We start from the raw sequence: 26,322 nt of genomic DNA on the forward strand, positions 1-26,322 counted from the left end.
TATGGTACTGATGTTATACTTTTGGGTTAGTATCTCTAACTTTACAGTACAAATATGTGCAGTTTAAATCAACAAGTGCAAATAAAATTGAACATTTGTAGATTTTTACAAAACGTTTCGCTCTTGTATTTGGATTAAACCTATGTATTTAGCAAAGAACCTTAGCCATTTAAGTCATGAAAAGCGAGTAAACAATGCCGCCTTGGCTAAAATGTTAAATATTTCTAGATCGCAGGTTGGTAACTATATGACGGGTACTTCAGCTCCAAAAATTGAAACTTTAATTCAATTAGCCGAGTTCTTCGACGTCAATCTCGACGACCTCATTCTGAAGGATTTGAGCCAGGAAGCTGGCCGTCCGTTTGGCGCTGAGGGGGAAGGTCAGGAAGAGGCTGATTCTACGCTGAAGCGGATGAATGAGCTTCTGGAGCAGCGGGTAAAGGTTGTTGAGATGGCGCTGAAAGAAGAAAACCCTGAACTGGCTAAGCGGCTGGGGATAGAGTAGATTTTTTAACCTAGCCTTTTGGCTTGAAAACCTATACCCTATGAAACATAAAGGTGAAATACTTGATACTAGCGGAGAGCTCGTAGGAAAATATGAGTTTGATGATGATGGCATTATGCCCTTTATTCTCGTGAATAATCAACAGAAAACTATTAGTATAAGTACGAGCAAAGCGGGGATGTCATCGTCCCGACGGAATACTTCTCAGTCTAAACAATCCCCTGTAAAGTCTTGGGATGAAGCCAAAGAATTTATCTACTCTTGTTTTGATCAGGAGGTGGAAATTAAGCAGGGTTGAATACTGGCCACATGACCGTCCTGCAACGCCTCCGCTACCTCCTATGCCTACCGATGAACCTGTTTTGGGTTCCGGAAAATCCTAGTGAGAATGAGCTTTATAGCTTTGTGGAGATTGCTGGGTTTTATGGGGTTTGGGGGGTGTTGATTTGGTGGATTTTGGACCAGTACAAATAGCAAATATGACTAAGGATAATAACCAGCCTAAAGAGATCAATGCCCCTGATGAAGATACCATTGTAAATTTCAAACTTAAGCAGCTATACAAGATAGGAGCGGCCGTAGTCGTAGTCATAGGTCTAATTACTGGCGGATATGCCGTCTACAGTAATATGGAGAACAGATTAGCAAACATGGAGGCTGATAAGTCTCGTTTCCAGTCTGTTGTGAGGGCTGAATTGCCCGAGTTGGTCGAAAAAGAAGTCCGTAAAAGACTCAAACGTGACAATCAAATCGTTACTTTGTTGAACGACTATACATGTGATGAGTTAGCTCTTCACGTGTCAGATCTCAAAAAGATCATCGATTTGAAAAACTGTCCACAATGACGCTTCAACTCTTAGAATCAATTCTGTACTGGCTAAAGCTACTCTTGGTAGTTTTGTGCTGCTCTTTGGTAGCGGCCGCCGTGGCTGCTTACATATCTCTTAATGCTCGTTTGGATCAGTTGGAATCTGGTCCAACAATAGAATTATCGGATAATCTAATTTGGTCGCTTATTCAGGATACCACAATTGAGGAATCTTCTGAATTAGGAGGCTTTAGGGAAAACCTTACAGCCGCTTTAGTAGTCTATGACGAAGCAAACATTGTGCCTGAGTTGAGCGAGATGGAAATCATTAATTTCAAACGGGCAATAGATATGTTAAACCCCAGAAATATCAACTTTAAATTAAAGCTTGTTGAGTTTTTGGAGGGCCCAATGGACGTTCAAAAACTAATGGCCATTTTTGATAAAGACCCACTACAATTTGATTTGATTTTTGCTTTGATTCCTCAATACGGTTCTGCTGAAGAGCCTTTGTTCCTGGTCAATGGCTTGGACATAAAGCAAAAGCTCAGTTTAATTGATCAAGTGCCTCGAAATTTACCAGCCACCCACCTAGTCGCCAGAAACGAACTGGATAGTCTATGGAATGTAGAAAAGCTGGCTTTAAGCATTGGTAATCTTGGTCGAAGGCATGACTAAAGCCATACCGTAATGATTTGTATAGCAATCAAAAGGCCCCGATCGCTCACCAGCGGCCGGGGCTTTTCCATGTCTAAAAACTTTAATGTGTTTCAAAACTTGCACAATTAAAAACAAAGTGTTTGTTTTACATTCTCTCTTGTTGCAAACTTCAAACACAATTGAATCCTACTAAAGAGGCTAGAATCCGGCGCATCCGCGCGGAGCTGGCCACTGCATGCCCAGCACGTCGTTTCGTGCTAATGATCCAACTGATCGCCCTTTATGGGCGAAGCTGATGCTTTTGTTTATCTCTGCACTGTTTCCTGCTGCTTGGCCTTTTGAGTCCATATCGAAACATACTTGTTTTGTGATGAATTCATACTGCCTGGTGGTTTGTCTCCTAGGTGAGTTTTTTACCGGTCATTTAAAGTAGAACTAACGGGATCTAAGAAATAAGAGATTATAGCAATTATTATCAGTGTTAAGAAGAGTAGCCCATAAAAAACATAGTATTTATTCCTAGAATGAATTTTTTTATCCTTGTAAAAACTATGAGGACTTTCTTTACCAATTGCATGTGTAAGTCTCATCTCTGGAAGCTTATGTGCCCACCGATCCTCAATGTAAATACCTTGTTTCACTGCCCCAATCAGCAACTTATGATACCAAGCCCTATCCATATAAAAAAAAGCAAACATGATAAATAAGCCTGTAACAGCTACGCCGGTCGACAATGGAATTTCCAACTCTGAAATTTTCACTGAAAATCCTTCTTTAATCAGAAAACCAATAGCTCCAATTATAAATGTAAAAGTAGTTAATGCTATGTTTCTTATTCTGAGTTCAATATCATTAAAGTGCTGTTGGACATCAATCGTCTTTTGCCAGATCGTAATAACATGACTAACATTCTCATGGTAATTAATCTCATCAAATGGGAAAAATTCAAAATGATCAAGTATTTCCTCAAAGGATTTTTCCAACCTAAGGCTTGGAATTGGATTATCTCCATTATCCTTGTTATACTTGGCTTCGCGTAGAATATCTTCATCAGTCCAGTGAGAAACTTCCTTTAGCAGCTCGTATATTTTAGAGTCTGTATTACTACCATAGGCCGCATGAATAGAGAATACATCAGCATCAATTGCCATGGATACGTCTTTATCCAGCTTATCTCCTATATACAAAGTGTTTTGTTTAGAAGCATTGAAATCTTTCAAAATAATTTCAAGTATCTCTGGAGCTGGCTTCAAAGTACCCTTAGAAAGGTATCTAAACTGAGTATGCTTTGGTTCCCAGTGGTCTTCTGGGTAAAATCGATCAACACTTGTTGGTTTACCGTTATCAATAGGAGAATAAACAAAATCAATTAAGCCGTCTAATTTAAGATGTTCTAACCTTTGCTTTGTGAAGAACGCATTAGACTCTGTAAATGCTATGACTAAGACTCCATGCTTTTTAAGTTTTAAAAGGGTTTCGTATACGCCTGAATAAAGTTCTAAGTTGTTTTTCTTAAGGTGATAATACTCGTGCAAAATACTCATGCCTTTAGCATTTCTCACATCAACTTTAGACTTTTGCTCTTCGGTTAATGAAGTCAACTCTTTATACACGTATGAGGATTCGGAGGTACCGTAACGTTTGTGAAGGTTCCTAAAATCTTTTTTGAGTTCTGGTAGTGGAATCGAGAATTCAGAGCTTATACGATTTAAGTATGGCTCAAATGAGGCATGCCACATCCGTAACCAATCCCATAGAGTATTATCCAAATCTGTGACTACTACATTAACTCGCTTCATATTCATAAATTTTGCTGTTGCAAGATAGCGATTAGTTACTAAGGTGCTCCTTAAACCACTTATCCCTACTCCTTGATAGGAACGTAAGCATCTTCTTATTTTTCAGAGATTATGCTAACTATAGTATGTGGCCTGCTCAGCTAAATAGAGGTAGTATTGCACACCCTGAGAAAATGAAGAGTAAAACTGATATTCTAGTTCATTTTGGCTTGAGAGTTAGAGAACTAAGGACGCAAAACGGAATGTCTCAAGAGCAACTGGCTTTCAAAGCTGGAGTGCATCGTACCTACATCGGTATGATTGAGAGAGCAGAAAAAAACGTCACGCTCATTAGTATTGAAAAGTTGGCTAATGCCTTAGGGGTTTCAATCACTACCTTATTTGAATGACCCTATGGCTTTAGAAGATCATCTTCCCCCTGAAATACTAGCAATGTATGAAGTGTACGAATGGCGACATGCCGCTGCCGTTCTTCGCTATGAGTTCCCGGCAGAATTTGAGGATGTACTGGGCCTACTTAACACATTTAGGCTGACTAGGACAGACATACTAACCAAGGGAGGGAGAAAGAGCCCGATGGCAATAAAACTTGACAGCTATCTTTATGAACGTGAATGGATAGAGAAGGACTTCGATACTAAAATTGTGGTTGATGGTGTCGTCAATGAAACTCCTACTCATAAAGTAGATTGTTACAGAAACAGAGTTGCATTGGAAGTTGAATGGAACAACAAAACTGAGTTCTACGATAGAGATCTAAATAACTTTAGGCTCTTACACGATCGAGAGGTTATAAGCCTTGGCATCATTGTTACGAGAGCGACTGAATTGCAAACAATTTTCAAACGGTTAGGGAAAGGCTCCTCTTATGGAGCCTCTACAACACATATGGACAAGCTTGTCCCTAAGATTGATGGAGGCTCAGCAGGAGGCTGCCCAGTGCTAGTCTTTGGAATAAAAGCAGCTCTTTACGTAGAAGAGTAGATAAAAAGTTGTTTCTTCGTGCCAGCTAAAACAAACTTAAGTATGGTTAAGAGCTTGACACCTGACATGCCGCATATAATCAAGTATATGGGGTCAAAACGCAACCTCCTTGATTTTGTAGTAGAATCTATTGACAGTGTTCGAACCGGTAAAGATCAAAGGCTTTACGATCTATTCGCAGGGTCTTCTGTTGTTGGTGGGTCGTTTAGAAATAAAATGCCTGTCACTTGTAATGACGTTCAATCTTACTCTGGGCTAATAGGAAGAGTTTATTTAAACAACTACAACTGGGAAGCCTTCCCTGATAACGTATTGTCACGAATAGTTAAAAAAGCTGAAAGTCATATAAAACGTTTTCACAAAGCTCATCCAGGTTTTGAGCTCAGTTATCCTGAACTTCCTAGTCTCAAGGAAACACTAATTCTTGAAAAAAAGCAACAGCAACTCATTGACCTTAAGTTCGACACTAAGGATCATCTTTTTACAAAATATTTCAGTGGTACTTATTGGTCTTTTGACCAGTGCCTTTGGATAGATGCTTTATCTTCAGTGGCTAGGTCTAAACCTTACAAGAACACTTTCTTAGCGGATTACATAATCGGCTGCCTCATGTTTTCAATGGCATATTGCTCTCAAAGTACTGGACATTATGCACAATACAGAGATGTCACAAAGGATAATCTTTCAGATATTCTGATGTATCGAAAAAAGAAAATTTTGCCACTTTTTGAAAGCAAGTTTAAATCTTTGGCCCAATACTTCAACGGCTGCAACAATACTGAACACGATCACCAAACAACGAATTACGACTTTAGAGAAGCTCTAAAATACATCGAGCCTAATTCAATTGTTTACGCTGATCCTCCGTATCAGTTTGTTCACTACAGCCGGTTTTACCATGCTCTTGAAACTTTGGTAAAGTACGATTATCCTGAAGTCAAATTTAAAGGTCGGTATCGCACTGATCGCCATCAATCAGATTTTTGCATTAAGTCAAAAGTACGAGGTGCCTTTACTGACCTTTTTGCAAATGTCGCAAGTGCAGATTCATCACTAGTTTTAAGTTATAGTGAAACAGGAATGATCTCTTTTGATGATCTTTTGAGGCTTGCCAAAGAGACTATGAAAGGGTACAAAGTAGAGGTCAGAGAACTTGATTATATTCATAGCACCATGGGCAGACAAAAAGACAAAAGTCGAAAGGTCGTAGAAGTAATGCTTATTTGCAGTAAATAGTCCAAGCTAGTTACTTACAGTTTCAACACCTTTTGTCCTAGCCCATTGACCATTAGAATGTAGAACCCACTTTCTAGTCTAGAGAAGTCTATATCTACTGATTTTATGGTTTTTTTTTCGTAAACTATCTTGCCATAATGATTAATCACTATCACATTTACTATTTCTTCAGTCCGAAGAAATAGAACATCTATTACTGGATTGGGAAAAAGCTTAACCTCTATTGCTGACTGATACTCTACCCCCGTTACCCCTTCACAGTATGTCCTCTCCACTAAAGTACTATCCAAGATAAAAGGGTTAGGCAAATCATCCTGATATTTTGCAATCATAAACGTCCGTTCCCATTCTGCTTCATCCACCGGATCTTCCTGGTGCCAGCGGCATAGTGTTTCCCGCTGCTCTTCAAAAAAATCCGGATCGGCGGCTAGTGCTTCCTCCTTATACATCGTGTAGAAATAGATCATGGCCCGGGCGATGTCTCCCTTCTTTGATTCTCTGGGCTCAAAGGCACCGTTGATCCGTTCACTATAGAGATCAACATCAACATTTGGGGGGCTGCTCTGGCTTTCGTTCAGATAAAACCAGGAGGTAGTTTCCTGGTCGTTGATGTCCTCGAAGGGAAAGTTGTTCCTTGAGGCGTTTACGGCCGTCCTGGAGGGAAAGAGGTGGTGCATATCGGAAAAGCCGTTTCCGTTCCTTGCTCCCTTACTCCTGGGGTAGGTGTGTTCGGCGTTGATACCATCAGAGGCACCATCCATAAATAGATGAATCGATGGATCAACACCAGGCGGCAGATAGAGCTTGTGGCCGGTGTAGATGCCACTCACGCTGTCGTTCTTGATGTCGATGGTGCCGTAGAGAATATCGCGGGCGGTGCCGTAATCAAGTACAGAGGTTGTCTTGTAGCTGGCCACCACTTGTTGCATTAGCTCTTCGCCTGTGAGCTCAGGGAAAACAGGAGTGTGATTTTGGGCATTGAGGTGGTAAGTCAGCAATAAACAGAAAATTATTCTCAGGCCGTGCATCATTTTTTCTGCAAAGGTATCTATTGGTTTCTCTTACGATAGTTTTTAGTGACCAGTGCTAAATTTTTTCTAAAAATTTCCGCTACCTCATTTGACTATCAGTCACTTACAAACTTAAAACAAGCCCCTCACTGCCCACTTATCACAGCGCCCATCTCTACTTCGGTAGGGATGGGCGTTTGTGGTTTTAGGATTATGCGGTTTGCCCTGTTTTCAAGTCAAGCGATTCGCCTGAAGGGATTTTTTGTTTCTTTTTTGGACTTTACGGCACTGATGTGATACTTTTAAGAATTAAGATTGACACTAAACTCTTAACTAGTTTTTCCGCGTACTAAACATCACTTAATGCAATGGTAGCCATTTCTGTACTCAGCGTTATCCCTCCTCTTCACTTCTGAAAGGATTTAAGCTAAAAACAAGTTTCTTGCTTTGTGCTGCTACCGTTTACTAATGTGTATGAAAAGTCATTAACAATCTATCTTTTGACAAAAACTAATGTATGACACGTCTTTTAACCCTTATTCTACTTTCCATGCTATTTATGACGTGCGAAATTCCCCATGACAGCAACACCCAAGAAAACGTTGTGCCCCCCTACACCATCGTCGCCTCCGTTGCTGGTTCGAAAAACCAGGCTAATATTCAGCGAATAGTCCACACTGTCTTAGTCGACAGTTCTTATTTAGATAAAATTGAATCTGACATCCTGCCTTCCCTTGCCAAGAAGTACGATGATAGAAACATGAATCAATTTCTATTATACTCAAAAGATCCAGTAGATATACTTGCTTTAAAAGAGAAAAGCATAACGGATATCTATAAAGCCGCAAAGAAAGGTTCTATTGCTCTAATCAATAAGTCGAGTGTAGATGACGGAATTTTACTCTATGAGTATTGACCTAGCAATAGCTTAGCAGCTTCTTCCACAGGCAGGAAGTGCTGAAGGTATTCGACTTCACAGTTGAGGGGCAGCTTCATGGTGGTTTACTTTTACATGCAGGTAAGATAGTCTGCTATTTACCAGATTCGTCCGACCGCCTTCGTCAGGTGCTTTCACGCCGACGACGAGCGTTCCGACGAGTGGGAGTAAGCCAGCAGTCCGCCGAACTCGTCAGACCAACTTTTCAGCATTTTTCCCAGCTTCGCAGGCGAAAAGTGGTAAAAAATGGTCGAACAAGCGGCTCTCAGCCTTCAGCTCTCCCTTGCTCCTTTACCCCTTGCCTGCACCTGCGTCCGCGCCCAACACCTGCCCCTTCCGCCGCGCGGCGGCCACTACCTTACTACAATACTCCCCCCCTACATTACTACCTCCCTCCCTTCACCAGGCGTCGACTAGCCACCGAAGCGCCAGCCTGCAGTCGTACGAAGTAAGTGCCCGTCGGATACTGGTTCATATCCAACTCAAACTGATGTGTACCCGCAGGCAGCGTCCGGCTGAAGATTCGTTGGAGTAAACGACCGGAGACATCGCTGAGGCTTAACTCCGTGTGCCCGCCTTCTACCTCAAAGCTAATCTGCGCCCGACCGGCCGTAGGGTTGGGCCATAGCTTTACCCGCAAATCTTTGATGACCTCGTCGTTTGTGCTCACACTGGCACAGCCCTCTAAAATTGGTAGGCGGACATAATCATGGCCGAGCACCGAACGCACCCGTTCGGGCTCCAGCCCAAACCAGTCTTCAAAGACCGTCCCGTAAACATCGCGGAAGTCATATTGCAGCGGCACCCCTTCATTGACGTCAACGTCCGGGCTTACCTCTGCATTATCTCCCAGAACCCCGGCATTAACACAACTCCCCATCAGGAAAAGGGGGGCGGCCGTTCCATGATCCGAGCCCAGGCTTAGATTAGACCGGATGCGACGACCAAACTCTGAGAAGGTCATTGACAGCACCCTTTTCTCGAGGCCCTGAGCCGTCAGGTCATCATGGAAAGCCTTAAGGGAGCTGCCCAGCGACTCCATTAACGTGGCATATTCGCCATTGGAGGTGTCGTTCGGCAGCACCTGGTTAGCGTGGGTATCAAAGCCGCCAAGGTTAACAACGTAGACATTCGTCTGCAGCCCCCCGCTAATCATGTAGGCGACGTTTTTGAGCTGCTCGGCGAGTCGGTTATCCGGGTATTCCACCAGGCTCTGGCCGCGCGCGGCAATTTCCTGCACAGCGGCACCGTAGGCATTGGCCTGTACGATGCTGGTCCGTAGAAAACCAAGTTCATCACCGTACTGATCGTCCGGCAGCGGAGTGTCGTCTCCGCCAGCCAGTGCCAGCAGGTTGAACGGATTACTGATGGCCATACTGAAGTTCACGCCCACTCCCTGGCAGGTCTGGGTAACCTGATTGCCCAGGGCAATGGCAAAGGGGTGTGGATGCTCCTCGTTGGGATAATTATCCGGGAAGTCAGCAAAGTCTTCCTGGTAATTGCGCCCCAGCCAACCACTGGTCACTACCTCTCTGGCGTCAGAGGCTGACGTCCAAATATCTGTGGAACGGAAATGCGAGCGGTTCTGATCTGGGTAGGCGACGCCCTGTACGGCGACCATTTTCCCCTCCTGATACAGCTCATGCATACCGGCAGCAGAAGGGTGGAAGGCGAGGTTATTATCAATGCCCAGCAGACGATCTTCAGGGACCATCAGGTTCTGCCTCACCTGCATCAGGTTGGCGTACTGATCGAGGGGAACCAGCGTGCTCAGGCCGTCATTACCGCCATTGAGCTGAATGAGGACGAGCACCCGGTCAGAGTCCGGGTCCACCAGCGAACGAAGCGTTCGCGTCAGGTGAGCACTCAGTGGGTTGTTAGCTAATAAAGGGAGGCTTAGAGCACCACCCGTGCGAAGAAAATTTCGGCGATTCATACTTTTGAAATTGCTCCTTGGCGGAGGGTGGTGAAATTAAACGAGTTGGAATTCGGCCAGACTAAAGACGGCCCGGAAAAGATCACGCAGTTTAGCAGCCACACTGGCGGCCAGGTCTTCGTCATTCGGGTTAGCCAGATGGTCTCCGTATTCAACCGTCCACTCAAAGTCGGGCAAACCAGGAATGAGGGTTTCTTTTAAGTTGGCCAGTTGCCCCGCCGAAAGAGGCCGTGGGAGCAAGCGCTCCACAATACCGGTGATGAGGGCATTCGGTTCCGTTGCGTTGGGGATTTGGGCGATCCACGCCAGGTAATCGTAAGTGGCGCGTACACCATCTCCTACCCCGAAGCCATTTATACCGGTCATGGTCCGGGTAAATCGAGTCCGTTCCTGCAGCGTGCTGCCATTGATCCAGATACGGTAAAAAGAGGGCTCCTGATAGTAGGCTTCCCAGCCGGCGACGGAAGGAGGGTTGAAGTACTCCATATCCATTAAGGTCGCACGGGCATAGTAGTAATTTAGCGTCCGCCGTTCCTGGTCGAAGTTGAAGTCAGCGAGCTGATGGTCGTGGTTAAAAGTCCGCATAAGGCCCGCTACGAGTTGAAGCGGGTTCTTGATCATCGGCCCCAGATTGTCCGCATTGTAAAAATGCTGGCTCATGAAGAGAGCACGAAGTACGGGCCGGATTTCAAAATCGTTCTGCGTCAGAATCCGGGCCATCGGCACGATGATGTCGGTTTCTACCTGATCCGGAATTTTATAGTAGACGAAATGGCGATACAGCTTCCGGCAGATGTAAAGAGCGGTAGCTGGTTGCTGAAAAATACGGTCAACCACATGCTTATACTCTTCCTCTCCGGCATCGGTGATGATGTCGTTGTTGAAGTGATAGCTGAGCTGCTTATCTGACGTATCGTGGAGGTTAGCCTGAAAGTAAACTTCGGGCTCCTGGCCGGGAACAGTGCTGTAAAGATAGCGCGTACGCCAACCGGTGAGCGCCCTTGCGAGCGCCCGCACGTCTTCTTCCGTGTAGTTGCTATAGTCTCCGTCCCCAATCTGAGGTCCCTTACCAACGGTAAAAAGTTCCAGTAATTCCCGGGCGAAGTTTTCGTTGGGGGATGCTACAAAGTTTTGGTTTCCATTGAGGAAAACCAACATGGCCTTATCTACCACGACCCGTTTGATCAACTCCCGAAAATTGCCAAAAGCAAAAGTCTCCAGCAGCATGTGATTATCGTAGCGAACCTGCGCCTGACCACCACCAGCAATGGCGAAATGGTTGGACCAAAATTCAACCATTCGCTCCCGGGCAGAGAGCCGTTCTTTACGGATATTATCCATCACCCAGGCGCGAAGGGACCGATTTCGGTAGGTATTCAGGTTGACACCTGCCGCAAGCGGCTTTCCGGGCCAGGGCCGGCCAAGGGGGACGTTCGGGTCCAACAAATAATCGTAGTTGATGGGCGGATCGGGAAGCGGCCGGTCTTCGAGCAGTAGGTCTACGGCGGAGGATAAATCCATCCCGGACAGTTGGTCAAGTTCTTCGGGCCGAAGACCGAAACCGGTTCGCCGTAGAAGGTGAGCGGCCTCTTTGGCGGTCCATTCACCGGCGTACGGCGCCAGGCTCATCATGCTGTTAATACGTAAGGTTGTTCCCATAAAGCAATGATTGCGGTTGGTTTATTGAAAGAACAACTGGGGAAAAGCAAAACGCTGGTAAGTTCCGTATGAATGACTTAGTACGAGCAAGAATATTATGCCAAAAAGCTGATACATACATCTGGTTACCAACGAAGTAAAAGCTTCAAAACTTGTCCTTCTACTTTTAAAGATCGGGAATTTAGTATTTACCCTACCTCAAAAGTGGACTTTTTTCACTCTCGAAGTAGCCGGACAGCCATGTATCATTATGTTTGCCTGAGGTACAGGCCGAAGGAGCGGCACGCCATTCGTTACTTACAACGCCCTCTTTTTGCGCGGACGCAGGTGCAATGGGGCGACCTTTAAAAGCAGGGGGAAGTACGCCTGAAAACATAGCTTCTCCAAAGCTCCCTGCACCTGCGTCTGCGCTGCCATCAGCAAAGCCTTCTCTACTTTCGTGCCATCATCGTCATCTTCTCCCAGCCTTCGGCAATGGGCAGCAGGTACAGTTCAGCCCCGGCCGAAGCACCTCCCCGGATAGATTGATATAAGGCCAGTTGTTTCGGACTGAGATAGTACGTTACGTCTTTCCCCCGGTGTAATCCTGCATTAATCTTCGTTTTCTGCACCTCCGTAAGTGGCAGGTAGACGAAGTCAGTTTTCTGCATCTGCTTGTAATGGTCTTTCTTCGCAATCCGGTACCCCGAGGTGCCCTCCGCTGGCTTAATGTCTTTTTGAGCGGCATAGTTAGTAAGCTGAAGGTCCGTCACAGTGGCGGGATCATAAACGACCTTAACGACTTCGTGCCCGCCCAGAAAGCCGGGCTCCGTGGTCAGCACGCCTTCCTTATTGCCCAGATGATGCTCCCCGCTCCAGAAACAGTACATCTGATAATACGCCTCCTTTACCGGAGCATCCGTAGCCGTCAGTTCCAGCTCCAGGGCTTTCATATAACCGGGAATCGGATCTCCACAATCTTCCAGCACTTGTTTCATCGCCGTGAAGAGTCCCTTTGGCGAATAATTCCCGGCTACGCGCTCCACCAGGTTTTTTCCTCTGGCATCGACGATGCGCACTACGGGGTTATTCCAGGAAGGCTCACCGTAGGCTTCCAGCACTTTCCGGTCAGCTCCGCCTTTGTTGTTAAAAATTGCCAGGGGCACAAATTCGTTCTCAATGGCCTCCACCATCAGCGGGTGGCTTAAAGTCGAGGTCCCGTATCGTTGGCATGTAGCACAGCCGGGAACCTCCTGAAAAAGGATCAGTACGGGCTTGTTGGTCCTGGCGGATTCTGCCAGTGCTTCATCATAATCACGGAACCAGCTAACCTTGCCTAACTCATCCCTTTGCCCTTCCACCTGCGTGCGGGTTTGGGCAAATAGCGTTGTCGCCATCAGGAAGGCAGCGATAATCAGTACGTTTTTCATAGTAAATACTTTTATGTGCTATGGAATGTCCGAAGGGTAAGATACGTTGTATCACCTTCTCTCAATCCGGTTTGAATGTGTGGGTGCGGACAGTTTGACCGGGGGAAAAGGCGATAAATACGCCCTAAAAGCCCGCCCATTAACTAACGTTAACCCTACCTAACCCTTATGCCCCGATAAAATGCTAGCTTTGCCGTGCTAATTTGGCCGCTGTAAGTTGGCGGCCTTGTATCAGACCTTACCTACCCATGGGAAAATTGAATCGCCTGCACCAATTAACCGGATGGCTCGTTTTTGGAATCGCCGCCATCGTTTATCTGCTTAGCGCAGAGCGAACCGGCAGTCTTTGGGACTGCGGAGAGTTCGTGCTCGGTGCCTATAAAATGCAAGTCGTTCACCCGCCGGGAGCACCGCTCTTCCTGCTCATCGGACGCATCTTCTCTATTTTCGGAGGCGGCCTCTCCGCCGAAGCGGGCAGCAACCCCGCCATGATTGCTTTTGCCGTTAACGCCATGTCAGGAATCTGTACGGCATTCGCGGCGGCTTTTGTGGCCTGGATGACTATCATGCTCAGCAAAATTGCCCTGTTGGGCCGTGACGAGACGGCTGAATTGGGTAGTGGGCAGAACGTAGCCGTAGCCGCCAGTGGGCTGGTAGCCGGCCTGGCGACTGCCTTCAGCACCTCTGTCTGGTTCTCCGCCGTAGAGGGTGAGGTATACGCCATGTCGCTGTTCTTCACCTGTCTTACGGCCTGGGCCATGATTCGTTGGTACGCCAAGCCAGACACTCCCGAAGCCGATCGCTGGTTGTTATTCGCTCTTTTTGCCTCCGGCCTCTCTATTGGTGTCCACCTTTTATCGATCCTGACGATCCCCGCCATGGGCATCTTCTACTACTTCAAGAAAAAGAATGATACCAACCTGGTGGGCTTAGGCCTCTCCGTTATTGCGGGTGTAGCTATCATCATCTTCATCCAGAGCTTCATCATTGTGGGCATCCCCACAATCTGGCAGTTTTTTGAGATTCCGATGGTGAATGGTGGAATGCCCGTACACTCCGGACTTATTCCAACGCTACTCTTGCTGGCAGCGGTTATGTTCTTTGGCCTCCGCTATGCGCACCGTAAGAATAATGCCGTACTCCAACAAATCATGGTTGGCTTCGGTCTTATGGTTATCGCCTTCAGTACCGTCGGGGTTGTTGTTCTTCGCGCTGAAGCCAAGACGCCGGTGAATATGAATAACCCGGACAATGTCACCAGTCTGCTGCCCTACCTCAACCGGGAGCAGTACGGCGAACGGAGTCTGCTTTACGGACAAACCTTTACCGCTGAAGTAACCAACACGGAAGTAACACCCCGCTACGGACTCGTGGACGGCAAGTACGAGCCAAATGTTACTCAGAAAATTACGCCGGAGTACAGCAAGAAAATGTTCTTCAGCCGGATGTACGACAACACCCAGGGAAGAGTTAGTCTCTACAAACAATGGATGGGCCTCGACCCCTCTCAACCACTACCGCGTGGACGCCCTAATCAGGGTGATAACATCAAGTTCTTTGTCAATTACCAGCTGGGCTGGATGTACTGGCGCTACTTCATGTGGAACTTCTCCGGCCGCCAGAATGGTGAACAGGGTTTCTACAGCTGGGACGACAGCTCCGGCAACTGGATCACCGGGATCAAACCGCTCGATGAAGCCCGTTTGGGCGATCTCGACGCTCTGCCCGAATACGCTAAAGAGGATCCGGCCAGAAACACTTATTTCCTGCTGCCCTTCCTGTTTGGCCTCATCGGTCTTTTCTGGCACGCCAGCCGGAGCAGTAAGGAATTTATCGGACTGCTAACGCTATTTGTCATTACGGGCATCGGTATTATCGTATACACTAACCAGCCGCCAAACGAGCCAAGGGAGCGGGACTACGTCCTCGTAGGTTCTTTCTTTGTCTTCTGTATGTGGATGGGCATGGCGGTACCCGCCATGTATGAACTCGCCCGAACGAAACTTAACCAGAAAGGCTTTGCCGTAGCCGGCGGTATTGGGGCCGTAGTTCTTATCGCTCCACTGCTGATGGGCTTCCAGAACTGGGACGACCACAGCCGTGCCCAACACAGCGGTGCCCGCGATTATGCAGCGAACTTCCTGAATTCCGTTGATCAAAACGCCATCATCTTTACTTACGGAGATAACGATACCTACCCGCTCTGGTACGCTCAGGAAGTGGAGAATATCCGTCCGGACGTACGCGTCGTCAACCTGAGCCTCATTGCGGTGGACTGGTACATCGACCTGCTACGCTACAAGATGAACGATTCGCCACCGATTAAACTTGGCCTGAGCCAGGACCTCATCCGTGGTCGTCTCCGCAACCAGGTACCTTACCTGAACCGGAATAACCAAACGGGGAACTGTGCCGCTGACCGGCCCACCAGCCTCGATCAGCTGATGCAAACCATCGCCAGCCGAAACCCCGTGCCACTGCGTAGTGGCTCCAGTCTGGAGACGCAGTACGCCAGCTGTAATGTCGGCATTCAGGTAGACCCTCGCCAGTTGAGTCGGGCACCATGGCTCGTCCCTGAAGGGGAGCAGGCTCAGCAGCGGATCCCCATCCGGATCAGCAACAGCCGACTGCTAAAGGACGAGATTGCTATTCTCGACATCATCAACTCCAACCTCTACGACCGTCCTATCTACTGGGCAGTAACCTGCCAGCAGAGCAAGCTGATGGGCCTGGAGAACTTCCTCGAACTGGAAGGACTCGGGCTGAAGTTAACCGTCACCCACAACCCCAGTGACAGCCGCAACTACGGCATCATCGGCAGTGGTGGCATCAATACTGAGAAAACCGCAAACCTCGTCATGAACACCTGGCAGTGGGGTAACTTCGATAAGGTAGACACCCACATCAGCAGCAGCTACCAGCCAGCGGTACAGTCTATGCAGATCGTCATTATGCGTACCATGGAGGCCCTGATGGCTGAAGGAAAAACCAATGAAGCTCTCGCCGTTGGAGACAAATACTTTGCGTCTTTCCCGGACATGAACTTCCCGTTCTTCTACCAAACCTACCTGATGCTGCAGCCCTATTTCCAGGCCAACCAACTGGAACGGGCACAGCCCATTCTGGAGCAACTGGCCCGCAATACGGCGGACCGCCTGGATTACTACGACACCCTCGACGAGACCCGCAAGCGCAATAGCTACGAAGGCGAGGTGGTCCGTGCCGAAGCCATCGCCCGCGGCATGTTGCAACAGGTGCGTGCCCGCGGAAGCGAGGAAATAAGAGCTTCCATTGAGCAGATCCTGGGCAATCACCTTTATTTGGCGCCGGAAGCAGGACCGCAGAACCCCGGGTAGGAGGCCAGGGTCCAAGTTGCAGGTTACAGGTTGCGGGTTGCCAACCTGTAACTTGCAACCTGCAACCTATCTTAGCCCCATGCAGGGATTAATCGACCGAGCCTACGGGTTTACTGAGCGGCAAGCCATCGTTTCTGATGGTCAAATTTTCACTTACGGGGAGCTGCTGGAGCGTTCGGGCAGCGTTGCGGCGGCCCTACTGGCCGGCCGGGAAGACCTGGCCGAAGCCCGGGTAGCCTTCATCGTGCCACCTTCTTTTGAATATGTGATGTGCCAGTGGGGCATCTGGCGGGCGGGCGGTATTGCCGTGCCGCTTTGCGTAGACCATCCCCTGCCCTCCTTACGCTATGTGTTGGAAGATACTGCGGCGGAGGTCCTCATCGTCCATGAAGCATATGAAGAGCTATTAAAAGAAACCGCTGAAGAGTTGAAGATACAGCTCCTGCCCCTGCGGGAAATTCCACACGAGAGCCCCAGCGCGTCCTTACCCACCCTTGCACCTGCGGACCGCGCCCAACTTCGAGCGAAGCGATCGCGCAGAGCGCAAATCTTGTATACCTCCGGCACGACCAGTCTCCCGAAAGGAGTCGTTACTACCCACGCTAACATCGAGAACCAGATTAAAACCCTGGTGGATGCCTGGGAATGGAGCGCTGATGACCGGATTCTGAACATTCTGCCATTACACCACGTCCACGGTATCATCAACGTGCTGAGTTGCGCACTTTGGAGCGGCGCGAGCTGTGAATTCCTGCCCCGCTTCAACGCCCATACCGTCTGGGAGAAAATGGCCAGCGGAGCCATCACCCGCTTTATGGCCGTGCCAACGATTTACTATAAATTGATCAGCCACTGGGAAAAGCTTGACGAGAGCGATCAGACCCGCCTCAGTGCTGCTGCCCGCACCCTGAACCTGATGATTTCCGGCTCCGCAGCGCTGCCAGTGCCCACGCTGGAGCGTTGGCGGGAGATCACCGGCCACACCCTGCTGGAACGTTACGGCATGACCGAAATCGGCATGGGCCTTTCCAACAGCTACCGGGGCGAACGCCGGCCGGGGCACGTCGGCCTGCCCCTTCCCGGCGTAGAAATGCGGTTGGCCGATGCAGAAAACAATACCATCCACCTGGCGAATGTGCCCGGAGAAATACAGATTAAGGGCGATAGTGTTTTCCTGGAGTACTGGCAAAAACCAGAAGCTACGGCTAAAGCATTTACTGAAGACGGCTGGTTTTTAACCGGTGATGTCGCAGAACTCAACGACGGCCTCTATCGCATTTTGGGCCGGGACTCGGTGGACATCATCAAGTCCGGCGGCTATAAAATTTCCGCGCTCGAGATTGAGGCCGTGCTACTACGACATGAGCTGGTGGACGAGTGTGCCATCGTTGGTCTGCCCGACGAAGAGTGGGGAGAAATCATTGCCGCCGCCATCGTATCTTCGGCAACACCAGACACTACGGAACTGACTGCCTGGCTTCGGGAACGCATCCCCGCTTACCGTTTACCCCGCCGCTGGCTGCAACTGGACGAGCTGCCCCGCAACACCCTCGGCAAGGTGACTAAGAACGAACTCAAAAAAATATTCTGAGCATGGATTTCTGGACAAGCTTTCCTTACTGGGGCATCCTCCTCCTGATCGGGATCAATACCTGGCTGGTGATCCGGCGGGATATTGAGGTGGAAGAGCGGGAAGGCGCGGAACTGGATCACTGATCTCATGGTCGGGGCGTTACACTCCGGGTCATCAATTGGCGCAGACGCAGGTGCAAAGGGAAGTTATCCGGCAAGGGACTCACCATTCCAGTATTAACGCCCCATCCTCCCCCGTAGCGTGGATTTCCCAGTTAAGACGCTCACCCAGTCCTCTCCACTCCGCCAGGCGGTAGGTAGGGTTACTGCCATCCACCACCAGCAGCGGAGTGCCGGACACTTCCGGCAAACGATCCGGGCGGTAGCCGTTACGGACCAGCAGGTGGGTAAAGTCTCCACTGGGTACACCCTCCGTTGGTAAGTTTTTATCAAGAATCAGCCAGCGGGTATCGCCCGCCGTCAGTATCCCGTTGCTCAAGGCGAGGTCTCCCACAATGGTATCGGCGGTAAACGGAAGCGTGAAGGCGGGTTCGTAGCCGTAGTGCTCACGATTGGGGCCGGCGGTCCAGGCGAGGTCGTCGGGTGCAGGTTCGGAACCGAGCGCGAAGGCGGTTTCGCCGCCGAGGCGAATATCCATCAGTCCACCACGGGAAACGTGGTAGAGGGTGAGCGTGGCTCCTTTAACCTCCCCTGGCACCTGCGCACGGGCGCCAAAAAATGTTCCCACAAAAACGACTATGCCCGCCAGCAACGTCCACCAATTCCGCCAGCGCACCCAGATGGCCAGCAGGCCGATGCCAATGGCCAGTGATAGCGCCCAGTACCAGCTCAACTCGGGAACTTTAATGAGCGAGCCCGGTAACTGTTGAAAGAAAAAGATGAAGGCGTTCTGTAAACCAATCACTGCTCCCAGCAGAGCCCCCGTCAGTGAAGCTACTGCACTTTCACCTCCCAGAGCAACTACCAGGCCATGGAACAGCCCCAAAAACATCGCCCCGAAGGCTGACACAATTACCGCCGTTCCACTGACCAGAAAGTAAGTTGGGAATTGGCCGAAGTTGTAGAGCGACAGCGGCAATGTCCCCAACTGCGCGCCCGTGCTGGCCGCGATGGTAGACCAGGCCGCCCGCAGTAATTTCGTTGGCCAGCGAATCAACCGGTCAATCGGCGAAGCAAACAACACGATACCAATAATGGCCGTAAACGACAGCTGAAATCCCACCCGGAACAGTTGCCCGGGATCCAGCCACAGCATGAGCAGTGCCGCCGCCGCCAGCGTGTTGAAAATGTCCCCCTTGCGGTGGCTAATGCCACCGATCGCCAGAATGGTAAACATGATCGCCGACCGCTGCACGGATGGACTAAAGCCCGACACCAGCGCAAATAACCAGACCGCAACTACGCTCAGGCCTGCCACCAGCCAACGCCCGGCTGTAGTCCGGTCAAGCCGAAGCACCGTCACCAACAGAAAACGCAGGATCAGGAAGATAATACCGACGTGCAGCCCCGAAACCGCCAGCACGTGGATGGCTCCAGTCTCCGTATAAGCCGACTTCACCTCCTGGCTGATGCCGTCCCGCTTTCCCATCACCAGAGCAGCAGCAACGGCTAACTCATCACCGGAGAGGTACGCCTGAAAAGTCTGAAACCACGCATTACGCCAACGCTCTGCCCGGGCGCGCAGTCCGCCCCGGGCCGACTGGCTCACCCGCCAATCCGCCCCTTCCCGCAGAAAAACCTGGTGGTAAATCGCCTGACGATGCCAGTAGGCCCGCAGGTCGAAGACGTGCGGATTGAGCGGTTTTTTGAGTTCGCGTATCTCTCCCTTAAAAACAATCTCGTCGCCTACGGAAAGCGTACTCGTTTTCTCGTCTGGCGGCAGGTACAACAGCAGCTGGCCGGTTACCGATCGGTTGCTGGTAGAGTCGTTGAGCAGCGCCTTTACGGTAGTCTCCGCCCGGATGCTTTTCCGGCCGGGTCGCAGGCTGTTAATGGTCACGGCCAGCAGGTCCTCCGCTTCTAACTGTGAGGCGAAGAAATCAGCTTGCTCCGGGAGGTAGGTAGCGTTATTGCGCCAACCTCCCAGCGTAAAGAAAAGCAGTAAAATAAAAGCACTTGCGCCTACGGCCTTCCAGCGCTCCGGACCGGGGAAAAGCACGCTCAAGATTACGGGAAGAAAGCAAGCCATCGCGACATACCACCAGGCTGCGGAGCCGGTATAGCCCATGGCATCCGCCACAAAAACGCCCAGGCCAAACCCCACGACGGCGGGCACCAGCGGTACCCTACCCCAGGCGGGTGGTGGTGATGGTTTGGTCTTCGTCTTAGTCACCTCGTGAAAGTAGGAAAATTTTCGGGCTTAGCTTGGTTGGTTGGCATCTATACGGCCATTCCGGATAAATACGAGGAATCAAGGCTTACCGCCTTGCGTACGGCATTCGCCGTCCTTTGCCAACCTCATGATAGTTATCCAGGCCCGCCACGCTCATCGTCTGCAATAGCTCGTGATCCACGTGTCCGGTTTCGGCGACTGCCTCGTCCGGAAGGAAAATCTCCTGCACACGGCCAACGATAAAGTAAGTCTCAATGCCACTGATCTTATGTTCCTCTTCGAAGGTGAGTCCGATGCGGATTTTACTCTCCGCCACGTAGGGTGCTTTACACTTGTCGCTGTATTCCGGTGTCAGGCCCGTAGCCGCAAACTCAGATTCCTCGAGTTTGTAGTTGGCGCTGGTTTGGTGGGCTTTCTCCAAAAAATCAGGATGCAGCGTATTGATCGTAAACCACTTATTCGCCTTCAGGTGATGGTAGGTGTGCCGGGGTACCGTGAGGGGCCGCATAATGAAGCCCAACAGCGGAGGTGAACTGGCACTGATGTGCACGAAAGAACTGAATACCCCGAGGTTCTCCTGCCCGCGGTAACCGCGGGTGCCCACCAGATGCACACCGCGAGGCCCCGGCAGGGTATTCATAAAATGGCGGCGGTACATGGATTCCTGCGCGAGGATGTCTTCCAGACTTAAGTGCATAGCGTACGAAGGTTTACCCGATAAATGCCTTAGCCCGGTAAATGTTCTGCGCTGCAGCCTCTACCCAAGGTCCTTTACGGTAAAGCCCAGTGTTTCCAGGTCCCGGTAAAAATCAGGGTAGCTCTTACCCACGACCAGTGGGTCTTCGATCCGGATGGGATGCTGGAGCGCCAGCGGAGCCAAAGCCATTGCCATACGGTGATCATGATAGGTAGCAAAGGTGGGCGTTCCGGCGGAGAAATCCGCCTTTTCTTCCTGCCCGAAGAACTGTTGCCCTTCCTGAGCGCCACTCATATGAGCGGGGATTTTGTAAAGGGTGATCCCCAGCTTACCGAGTTCGGTCTTCATTGCCTTCACCCGGTCGGTTTCCTTAATGAAGAGGGTCTGCAAACCACTGTAGAGCCCCTGCACACCCATACCGGCGCAGCTCGCCATCAATGTCTGAGCGATATCGGGGCACTTAACGAAGTCCTGCTCAAAGAAGGGAGGAATCAAGGCCTCGGCTGACTTTTCAATACGCAGACCCGTTTCGTTGAAAGTAGTGGTAACCCCGAAGCGGCGATACAGCTCCGCCACAACGGCGTCTCCCTGTACACTTTCTTCGAAGAGGCCGTCAATCTGCAGATCGGCCGAAGGAGCCAGGGCCGCCAGACCGTAGTAGTAGCTGGCCGCTGACCAATCGGCCTCCACGGTGAATTCCCGGGGCTGATATGCCTGAGCGGGCACAACGATCGTCTGCCCGTCCCACTCATGCTCCACGCCAAAGTAAGCCATGAGCGAGAGTGTCATATTGATGTAGGGGATGCTGACAATCCGGCCCTCCAGCGTGAGGCGCAGCCCTTTGGGCAGCGTGGGCGCCAGCATGAGGAGGCTGGAGATGTACTGGCTGCTGGTGTCAGCGGCAATGCTGATGGCGTCCGTAGCATCCAGTGCACTCTGCCCGATTTTCAGCGGGGGGTAGCCTTCGTTTTCGACGTAGGTGATATCCGCGCCGAGTTCCCGCAGTGCATCAACGAGAATACCGATGGGGCGTTCTTTCATCCGTTGGCTACCGGTCAGTATTTGGTAACCGGCGCGGCGACTCAAAAAGCCCGTAAGGAAACGGAAAGTGGTTCCGGCCGGTCCGGCGTCCAGGATTTCGTCTTCGCTGGCGAGCAAATTTTGCAGGCGGACGGTATCATCAGCTTCGGCCAGGCGATGAATCGGAAACCCACCGGGCGTCAGTGCGCAAATGATGAGCGCGCGGTTAGCGATGGATTTGGATCCGGTAAGCTGGATGCGGCCGGTAAGAGGACCGCCGGGATGGCTGAGTTCGTACATTTCTTGAGTCAAGTAGTCAAATAGTAAGGGAGTCAGATAGTAAGGTTGTCTTTGGCCAGCACTATTTGACTGCTTGACTCTCTGACTGTTTGACTCTCCAGGCGCGGACGCCGGTGCAAAGAAAGGGATTAAAGAGCAAGGGGGTAAAGCATCGGCCCTAGTTCTGATATTCCACCAGTGCTTCCAGGCTGATTCGGCCTTCGTAAATTGCTTTACCCACAATCACCCCAAAACAGTCGATAGCCTGCAGGGCGTCCAGATCACTGGTATCCGTCACACCTCCGCTGGCAATAAGCTGTACACCGGGCTGTTCCCGGCGAATCCGGCCGTAGAGTTCACGGGCAGTGCCTTGCAGCAGGCCATCCTTACTTACGTCGGTACAGATCGTATAACGAACCCCTTTTGCTACGTAATCGGCCAGAAACTCAAACAGTTCCCGGTCACTGGCTTCCTCCCAGCCGGAGACGGCGATCTTGTCTCCATGCACATCCGTCCCCAGAATAATCTTCTCCGCTCCAAAGCGTTCCAGCCAACCCAGGAAGACTTCTGGTTGCTTCACGGCAATCGTTCCTCCCGTCACCTGAGCTGCACCGCTTTCAAAGGCGATGCGTAAGTCTTCATCGCTCTTCATGCCGCCGCCCCAGTCGATGTGCAGGCTGGTTCCGCCAGCAATCCGCTCCAGGACTTTATGATTCACGATACCTCCGCCCCTGGCTCCGTCCAGATCAACGACGTGAAGCCGCTGCAGGCCCGCCGCCTCAAACTCCCTGGCTACCGCCAGCGGGTCTTCATTATAGATCGTTTTCTGATTGTAGTCGCCCTGGGTGAGGCGGACGCATTTTCCGTCGATGAGGTCGATGGCGGGGATGATGTGCACGGAGGTTAGTATTTTAGTGTTTTGGTGGGTTGGTCTTTTGGGCTACCGCACGTTGAAAGAGTGGCATTGAACTCAACCCTGAGTAGGCATACAGGAACGTCCTATTACATCATCAGTTTAATTTCCCGGAATAAACTTAATGCTCAGCCGCCCCTTACCGTCTGCCCAAAAGACCAAAGGGCTAATTCTATCCCATCCAGCCCAACAAGGCCTCAATCAAATCTTCGGGGTCGGAGTAGGACACGGCACCTTCAACTTCCTTTGCACCTGCGGTATCGCCCGCATTTTCCGCTTCTACGGGCTTTATTTCTTCTTCCCGAACACCTCCCTTCGCCAAAGAGAGTAAACGCTTCCGGTCAAAGGCGCTGAAATCCGCAAAGGTCCGCCGCAGGAGCGGCAGCACCGTCTCAAAGTCTTCCCAGTCCAGTTCCGAGACCCAATCATCCACCAGCGCCCAGAGCGGCGGATAGTGGAACAGCAACTGCCCGCTGCCGTGCAGGAAGCCCCCCAGCCACTGCGCCACGGGATGAGCGCCATTGGCCGTAGACAGCGCCCGCGAGAAACGCCTGGCCGCCTCCGGGTCATCGATCATACCGTGATCGTACAACAGGCGGACGCCATGTCCTTCGAGGAGCGGGTTCACCCCACCGGCGGAGACCAGCCGCCACAGGCCGGAAGTCCAGATGTCCGTGTGTTCGTCATTGTCCAGTTGCGCCAGTGCGTAGTTGGCCGCCGACAGGTGCCCGAGTAAATCTGTCGCCTGTTCGTCATCAATATTGGTCGCTGCGGCCGGCAGGCCCGCCGCCAGGCGAGGCAACAGCTCATCAATAACCAGCAGTAGCGCCGTCGTGTCCGTCTTGCGGCTGTCACCATACCGGCTCGTCTGTACCAGCGTTGGCAAAGCCGCCAGCAGAGAAGCGACGTCGGTTGTCTCTGCCGATCGCTCCCGCAAAGACTCCATGAGATCGGGCACCACGTCGGGCAGGTCGGCCCGCAGGCAGTCGAGTGTCAACTGGGCCAGCGGCCGGATGGTTTTCATCTCTGCCGCCCGTTCCGTGGCGTAGCGGCCCGCCGCCAGGGGCAGCGTATTACCGTAGCTGGCCCGTTCGATCAGGTACAGGCTGTATTCCGGCTGCCACTCCAGCAGCCAGATTTCTTTGAAGCTGCTCAGGCTGTCTGGCCCGCTGGGTTGCAGACGACCCCAGTTAATGTCCAGCAAATTCAGTCGGTGCAACAGATGGCTTTTGCGCAGGTCGTTGTTCGCCCGCAGGTCAATGCCTCCCCGGGGATTAGCTTTCGTTGCCTTCAGATATTGCTCACCCGCCGTTTCCCAGAGCTTCGCCATGCGGGTGCTTTTCAGCTCCCGGTTCAGGTCTGCGACCAGGGGCACCGTCGTTACGCCCGGCGGTACGAAGCCGACGGTTGTTCCTACGGTAAGCTTCCGGTGAATTACCGCCAATCGTTCCTCCCGGCCAGCCGCCAGAGTACCCAATAGCGCCTGTTCCAACTCTTCAATTCCGGGCTTTTCGTGTCCCCGCATCGTGGCTAGTGTGTTAGCCAGGCCAACGCCTTCGGTTGCCATGGCCGGGCTGGCGTCAAAGCCTTCTTCCCGAAGGAGCTTGGCGGCTGTTGCCATCCAGCGATCGGTCGCAGTGTCGGGGAAATCATGTAACAACTGATACCAGCTCGGGCTGCTAACGCCCGCTCCATACCCTGCCGCTTTCGCCAGTCGGGGGTAAGACCAGGGCACCCAGGCGGCGGCAATCTTTACCCGGGGCAAGCCCTTCAGACGGGCCTTATCGGCCGTTGCTTTGAACTTATGCACATCCTCTACCGCCGGTCCGTGCCAGGCTCCTACAATGATGGCCATGCGTTCGGCGCCGGACTTGAGCGCCTTGCGGATTTCCGTTCGCATGAAGGCCTCCCGCCGCTCGTTCTCCGCATCGGAGGCGGAAGGGAAGGTTTCCCGCAGTTCCCGGACCATCCCGAGCAACGCATCGAAGGTTTCCAGCGGGTCGTCCGTGCCCCGTTCCAGGGTAGCATCCCACCAGCCTTCGCTGTCCGTGTAGCCAGCGAGTTCGCCCATCAGGGAGAGGGGGTCACGGCGGAGCTGCGCCCGGAGTTGCTTTTTCGTTTTCCCCGGCAAGACGGATGGCTCCTCCGGCGGTGGTTCTTCGGTGGCGAATAATGTGGGGGGCACGTGAGGGGCTTTCTCCGCTAGATAATGCCGCGCGGGCAGATCTATGGGCCACACCTTCACCTTGCGGTCCATCGCCCACTCAATGGCCTGGTATTCGGGGCTGAAACTGGCGAAGGGATAGAAGCTGGCTCGCTCAATGTCTTTCGCGTCGTAGAGGACAAGGGCGACGGGAGGGCGCAAGCCTTTACTGACGACTTCGTGCAACTGCTTATCCGCGTCCGCCGGCATTTCGAGCAGGATCAGATCCGGGGCGTAGTCGTCCAGCGCCGCCCGGAGGCGGCGGGCGGAGCCAGGGCCATGATGCCGGATGCCGAAGGTTTTAGTTTGCATTAGGCCCGCAAGGTACAATACAGCAAGGAGTGAGTTAACGAAGGAAGTAATGAGTGAATATCCTACATAAGCCCGACCTTTAGCTCTCCGGTTCATTCATTCACTCATTCTCTCATTCACTCATTCACTCATTCTTCCATTCACTCATTGGCTACTAGAATCCTCATCATCGGCTGCTCCGGCTCCGGAAAATCCACCCTCGCCCGACAGCTCTCGGAACGGACGGGACTGCCAGCGATCCACCTCGACCAACATTACTTCGGGCCCGACTGGAAAGAGCCCACTACGGAAGCCTGGATCGAGACGGTTAAGGCTCTCGCTGCCCGCGATGAGTGGATCATGGACGGGAATTACTCCGGCACCTTTCCCTACCGGATGCCACGGGCTGACACGGTCGTATACGTAGACCAGCCCACCTGGCGCTGCCTGTATCGCGTCATCAAACGAACCTTGCGGTACTGGCATCGCGTACGCCCGGGCTCCGCCCCGGGCTGCCGGGAACGTTTTGACCGGCATTTTCTGCACTACGTTGCCGTATACAACCTTACCCGCCGGCCTGGCATCCTGAAAACGCTGGAGGAACAGCGCAAAGCAGGGAAGGCCGTTTTCCATCTGTCGGGCTCCGCCGCCGTAAGACGGTTTCTGAATACCCAGCCCGGCCCGAGACTATAATA

General features: G+C 51.3%; 22 protein-coding genes. 12 read left to right on the forward strand and 10 right to left on the reverse strand.

The features are described 5' to 3' along the window. Positions 1-142 precede the first annotated feature (142 nt). From BM123_RS19215 to BM123_RS19230, 4 genes are all read left to right on the forward strand, one after another. Positions 143-505: a helix-turn-helix domain-containing protein gene (locus BM123_RS19215; protein ID WP_090171929.1), complete on the forward strand. Its 363-nt coding sequence runs from the start codon at positions 143-145 to the stop codon at positions 503-505. Positions 506-545: 40 nt separating this feature from the next. Beyond that, positions 546-803, forward strand: coding sequence for a hypothetical protein (locus tag BM123_RS19220; RefSeq protein WP_090171930.1), 258 nt, complete (start codon positions 546-548; stop codon positions 801-803). A 181-nt stretch (positions 804-984) separates the two neighbouring features. Beyond that, positions 985-1,350 carry a hypothetical protein gene (locus tag BM123_RS19225; protein WP_090171932.1) on the forward strand — a complete coding sequence of 122 codons (366 nt, stop codon included), beginning with the start codon at positions 985-987 and terminating at the stop codon, positions 1,348-1,350. Beyond that, positions 1,347-1,991 carry a hypothetical protein gene (locus BM123_RS19230; protein WP_090171934.1) on the forward strand — a complete coding sequence of 215 codons (645 nt, stop codon included), beginning with the start codon at positions 1,347-1,349 and terminating at the stop codon, positions 1,989-1,991. Before BM123_RS19225 ends, BM123_RS19230 begins: the two co-directional genes overlap by 4 nt. Positions 1,992-2,386: 395 nt before the next feature. Here BM123_RS19230 and BM123_RS19235 read toward each other — a convergent pair whose 3' ends face one another. Next, positions 2,387-3,772: an HAD family hydrolase gene (locus BM123_RS19235; protein WP_175489469.1), complete on the reverse strand. Its 1,386-nt coding sequence runs from the start codon at positions 3,770-3,772 to the stop codon at positions 2,387-2,389. A 173-nt stretch (positions 3,773-3,945) separates the two neighbouring features. Between BM123_RS19235 and BM123_RS19240 the strand changes: the two genes are divergently transcribed. Genes BM123_RS19240 through BM123_RS19250 form a run of 3 tightly spaced genes read left to right on the forward strand, consistent with a single transcriptional unit; the run spans position 3,946 to position 5,992 of the window. After that, positions 3,946-4,161 carry a helix-turn-helix domain-containing protein gene (locus BM123_RS19240; RefSeq protein ID WP_090171938.1) on the forward strand — a complete coding sequence of 72 codons (216 nt, stop codon included), beginning with the start codon at positions 3,946-3,948 and terminating at the stop codon, positions 4,159-4,161. A 4-nt stretch (positions 4,162-4,165) separates the two neighbouring features. Beyond that, entirely contained in the window at positions 4,166-4,756 is a 591-nt protein-coding gene (locus BM123_RS19245) for a BglII/BstYI family type II restriction endonuclease (RefSeq protein ID WP_090171985.1), read from the forward strand. 18 nt (positions 4,757-4,774) lie between these two features. After that, a complete protein-coding gene (locus tag BM123_RS19250; protein WP_139211969.1) occupies positions 4,775-5,992 on the forward strand; it encodes a DNA adenine methylase in 1,218 nt (405 codons plus the stop codon). Positions 5,993-6,006: 14 nt separating this feature from the next. Here the strand turns inward: BM123_RS19250 and BM123_RS19255 are convergent, their stop codons facing one another. Further along, on the reverse strand, positions 6,007-7,023 hold the full coding sequence (locus tag BM123_RS19255; RefSeq protein ID WP_090171941.1) for an endonuclease: 1,017 nt from the start codon (positions 7,021-7,023) through the stop codon (positions 6,007-6,009). A gap of 496 nt (positions 7,024-7,519) precedes the next feature. On the opposite strand from BM123_RS19255, the gene BM123_RS19260 reads away from it, so the two are divergent. Continuing rightward, on the forward strand, positions 7,520-7,918 hold the full coding sequence (locus BM123_RS19260) for a hypothetical protein (protein ID WP_090171943.1): 399 nt from the start codon (positions 7,520-7,522) through the stop codon (positions 7,916-7,918). A 406-nt stretch (positions 7,919-8,324) separates the two neighbouring features. Here BM123_RS19260 and BM123_RS19265 read toward each other — a convergent pair whose 3' ends face one another. The 3 genes from BM123_RS19265 to BM123_RS19275 all read right to left on the reverse strand — a co-directional run bounded on the left by BM123_RS19265 (position 8,325) and on the right by BM123_RS19275 (position 12,943). Beyond that, positions 8,325-9,875 (reverse strand): DUF1501 domain-containing protein, encoded by a 1,551-nt coding sequence (locus BM123_RS19265; protein WP_090171945.1) that lies wholly within the window; start codon positions 9,873-9,875, stop codon positions 8,325-8,327. A 36-nt stretch (positions 9,876-9,911) separates the two neighbouring features. Beyond that, a complete protein-coding gene (locus BM123_RS19270; protein WP_090171947.1) occupies positions 9,912-11,534 on the reverse strand; it encodes a DUF1800 domain-containing protein in 1,623 nt (540 codons plus the stop codon). A 431-nt stretch (positions 11,535-11,965) separates the two neighbouring features. Continuing rightward, on the reverse strand, positions 11,966-12,943 hold the full coding sequence (locus BM123_RS19275) for a VPGUxxT family thioredoxin-like (seleno)protein, type 2 (RefSeq protein ID WP_090171949.1): 978 nt from the start codon (positions 12,941-12,943) through the stop codon (positions 11,966-11,968). A gap of 248 nt (positions 12,944-13,191) precedes the next feature. Between BM123_RS19275 and BM123_RS19280 the strand changes: the two genes are divergently transcribed. The 3 genes from BM123_RS19280 (at position 13,192) to BM123_RS24760 (ending at position 18,015) form a co-directional block, all read left to right on the forward strand. Beyond that, a complete protein-coding gene (locus BM123_RS19280; protein ID WP_090171951.1) occupies positions 13,192-16,299 on the forward strand; it encodes a glycosyltransferase family 117 protein in 3,108 nt (1,035 codons plus the stop codon). A 79-nt stretch (positions 16,300-16,378) separates the two neighbouring features. Then, entirely contained in the window at positions 16,379-17,890 is a 1,512-nt protein-coding gene (locus tag BM123_RS19285; RefSeq protein WP_090171953.1) for an acyl-CoA synthetase, read from the forward strand. A 2-nt stretch (positions 17,891-17,892) separates the two neighbouring features. Continuing rightward, the gene (locus BM123_RS24760; RefSeq protein WP_262490483.1) at positions 17,893-18,015 is read left to right on the forward strand and encodes a hypothetical protein; all 123 of its coding nucleotides are present in this window, start codon (positions 17,893-17,895) and stop codon (positions 18,013-18,015) included. 79 nt (positions 18,016-18,094) lie between these two features. Here BM123_RS24760 and BM123_RS19290 read toward each other — a convergent pair whose 3' ends face one another. The 5 genes from BM123_RS19290 to BM123_RS19310 all read right to left on the reverse strand — a co-directional run bounded on the left by BM123_RS19290 (position 18,095) and on the right by BM123_RS19310 (position 25,648). After that, positions 18,095-20,224 carry a ComEC/Rec2 family competence protein gene (locus BM123_RS19290; RefSeq protein WP_139211971.1) on the reverse strand — a complete coding sequence of 710 codons (2,130 nt, stop codon included), beginning with the start codon at positions 20,222-20,224 and terminating at the stop codon, positions 18,095-18,097. A gap of 85 nt (positions 20,225-20,309) precedes the next feature. Then, complete coding sequence (locus tag BM123_RS19295) at positions 20,310-20,921, reverse strand: flavin reductase family protein (protein ID WP_090171958.1); 612 nt, start codon at positions 20,919-20,921, stop codon at positions 20,310-20,312. A gap of 60 nt (positions 20,922-20,981) precedes the next feature. Next, the gene (locus tag BM123_RS19300; protein ID WP_245748624.1) at positions 20,982-22,253 is read right to left on the reverse strand and encodes a 3-phosphoshikimate 1-carboxyvinyltransferase; all 1,272 of its coding nucleotides are present in this window, start codon (positions 22,251-22,253) and stop codon (positions 20,982-20,984) included. Positions 22,254-22,398: 145 nt separating this feature from the next. Continuing rightward, the gene (gene hisA / locus BM123_RS19305; RefSeq protein ID WP_090171962.1) at positions 22,399-23,118 is read right to left on the reverse strand and encodes a 1-(5-phosphoribosyl)-5-[(5-phosphoribosylamino)methylideneamino]imidazole-4-carboxamide isomerase; all 720 of its coding nucleotides are present in this window, start codon (positions 23,116-23,118) and stop codon (positions 22,399-22,401) included. 187 nt (positions 23,119-23,305) lie between these two features. Beyond that, positions 23,306-25,648, reverse strand: a complete 2,343-nt coding sequence (locus BM123_RS19310) for a DUF5682 family protein (RefSeq protein WP_090171964.1) — start codon at positions 25,646-25,648, stop codon at positions 23,306-23,308. Positions 25,649-25,795: 147 nt separating this feature from the next. Here BM123_RS19310 and BM123_RS19315 point away from each other — a divergent pair, with 147 nt between their 5' ends. Further along, complete coding sequence (locus BM123_RS19315) at positions 25,796-26,320, forward strand: AAA family ATPase (RefSeq protein ID WP_090171966.1); 525 nt, start codon at positions 25,796-25,798, stop codon at positions 26,318-26,320. The last annotated feature ends 2 nt before the right edge of the window (positions 26,321-26,322 follow it).

This window comes from Neolewinella agarilytica, from assembly GCF_900110645.1.
In the GTDB taxonomy this organism is placed as follows: domain Bacteria; phylum Bacteroidota; class Bacteroidia; order Chitinophagales; family Saprospiraceae; genus Neolewinella; species Neolewinella agarilytica.

Excerpts from the sequence above, each read along its gene's own strand:
- BM123_RS24760 (WP_262490483.1), top strand. The coding sequence starts at position 17,893 with ATGGATTTCTGGACAAGCTTTCCTTACTGGGGCATCCTCCTCCTGATC.
- BM123_RS19285 (WP_090171953.1), top strand. The coding sequence starts at position 16,379 with ATGCAGGGATTAATCGACCGAGCCTACGGGTTTACTGAGCGGCAAGCC.
- BM123_RS19240 (WP_090171938.1), top strand. The coding sequence starts at position 3,946 with ATGAAGAGTAAAACTGATATTCTAGTTCATTTTGGCTTGAGAGTTAGA.
- BM123_RS19260 (WP_090171943.1), top strand. The coding sequence starts at position 7,520 with ATGACACGTCTTTTAACCCTTATTCTACTTTCCATGCTATTTATGACG.
- BM123_RS19270 (WP_090171947.1), bottom strand. The coding sequence starts at position 11,534 with ATGGGAACAACCTTACGTATTAACAGCATGATGAGCCTGGCGCCGTAC.
- BM123_RS19215 (WP_090171929.1), top strand. The coding sequence starts at position 143 with ATGTATTTAGCAAAGAACCTTAGCCATTTAAGTCATGAAAAGCGAGTA.
- BM123_RS19245 (WP_090171985.1), top strand. The coding sequence starts at position 4,166 with ATGGCTTTAGAAGATCATCTTCCCCCTGAAATACTAGCAATGTATGAA.
- BM123_RS19235 (WP_175489469.1), bottom strand. The coding sequence starts at position 3,772 with ATGAAGCGAGTTAATGTAGTAGTCACAGATTTGGATAATACTCTATGG.
- BM123_RS19220 (WP_090171930.1), top strand. The coding sequence starts at position 546 with ATGAAACATAAAGGTGAAATACTTGATACTAGCGGAGAGCTCGTAGGA.
- BM123_RS19275 (WP_090171949.1), bottom strand. The coding sequence starts at position 12,943 with ATGAAAAACGTACTGATTATCGCTGCCTTCCTGATGGCGACAACGCTA.
- BM123_RS19255 (WP_090171941.1), bottom strand. The coding sequence starts at position 7,023 with ATGATGCACGGCCTGAGAATAATTTTCTGTTTATTGCTGACTTACCAC.
- BM123_RS19265 (WP_090171945.1), bottom strand. The coding sequence starts at position 9,875 with ATGAATCGCCGAAATTTTCTTCGCACGGGTGGTGCTCTAAGCCTCCCT.
- BM123_RS19225 (WP_090171932.1), top strand. The coding sequence starts at position 985 with ATGACTAAGGATAATAACCAGCCTAAAGAGATCAATGCCCCTGATGAA.
- BM123_RS19280 (WP_090171951.1), top strand. The coding sequence starts at position 13,192 with ATGGGAAAATTGAATCGCCTGCACCAATTAACCGGATGGCTCGTTTTT.
- BM123_RS19310 (WP_090171964.1), bottom strand. The coding sequence starts at position 25,648 with ATGCAAACTAAAACCTTCGGCATCCGGCATCATGGCCCTGGCTCCGCC.
- BM123_RS19230 (WP_090171934.1), top strand. The coding sequence starts at position 1,347 with ATGACGCTTCAACTCTTAGAATCAATTCTGTACTGGCTAAAGCTACTC.
- BM123_RS19295 (WP_090171958.1), bottom strand. The coding sequence starts at position 20,921 with ATGCACTTAAGTCTGGAAGACATCCTCGCGCAGGAATCCATGTACCGC.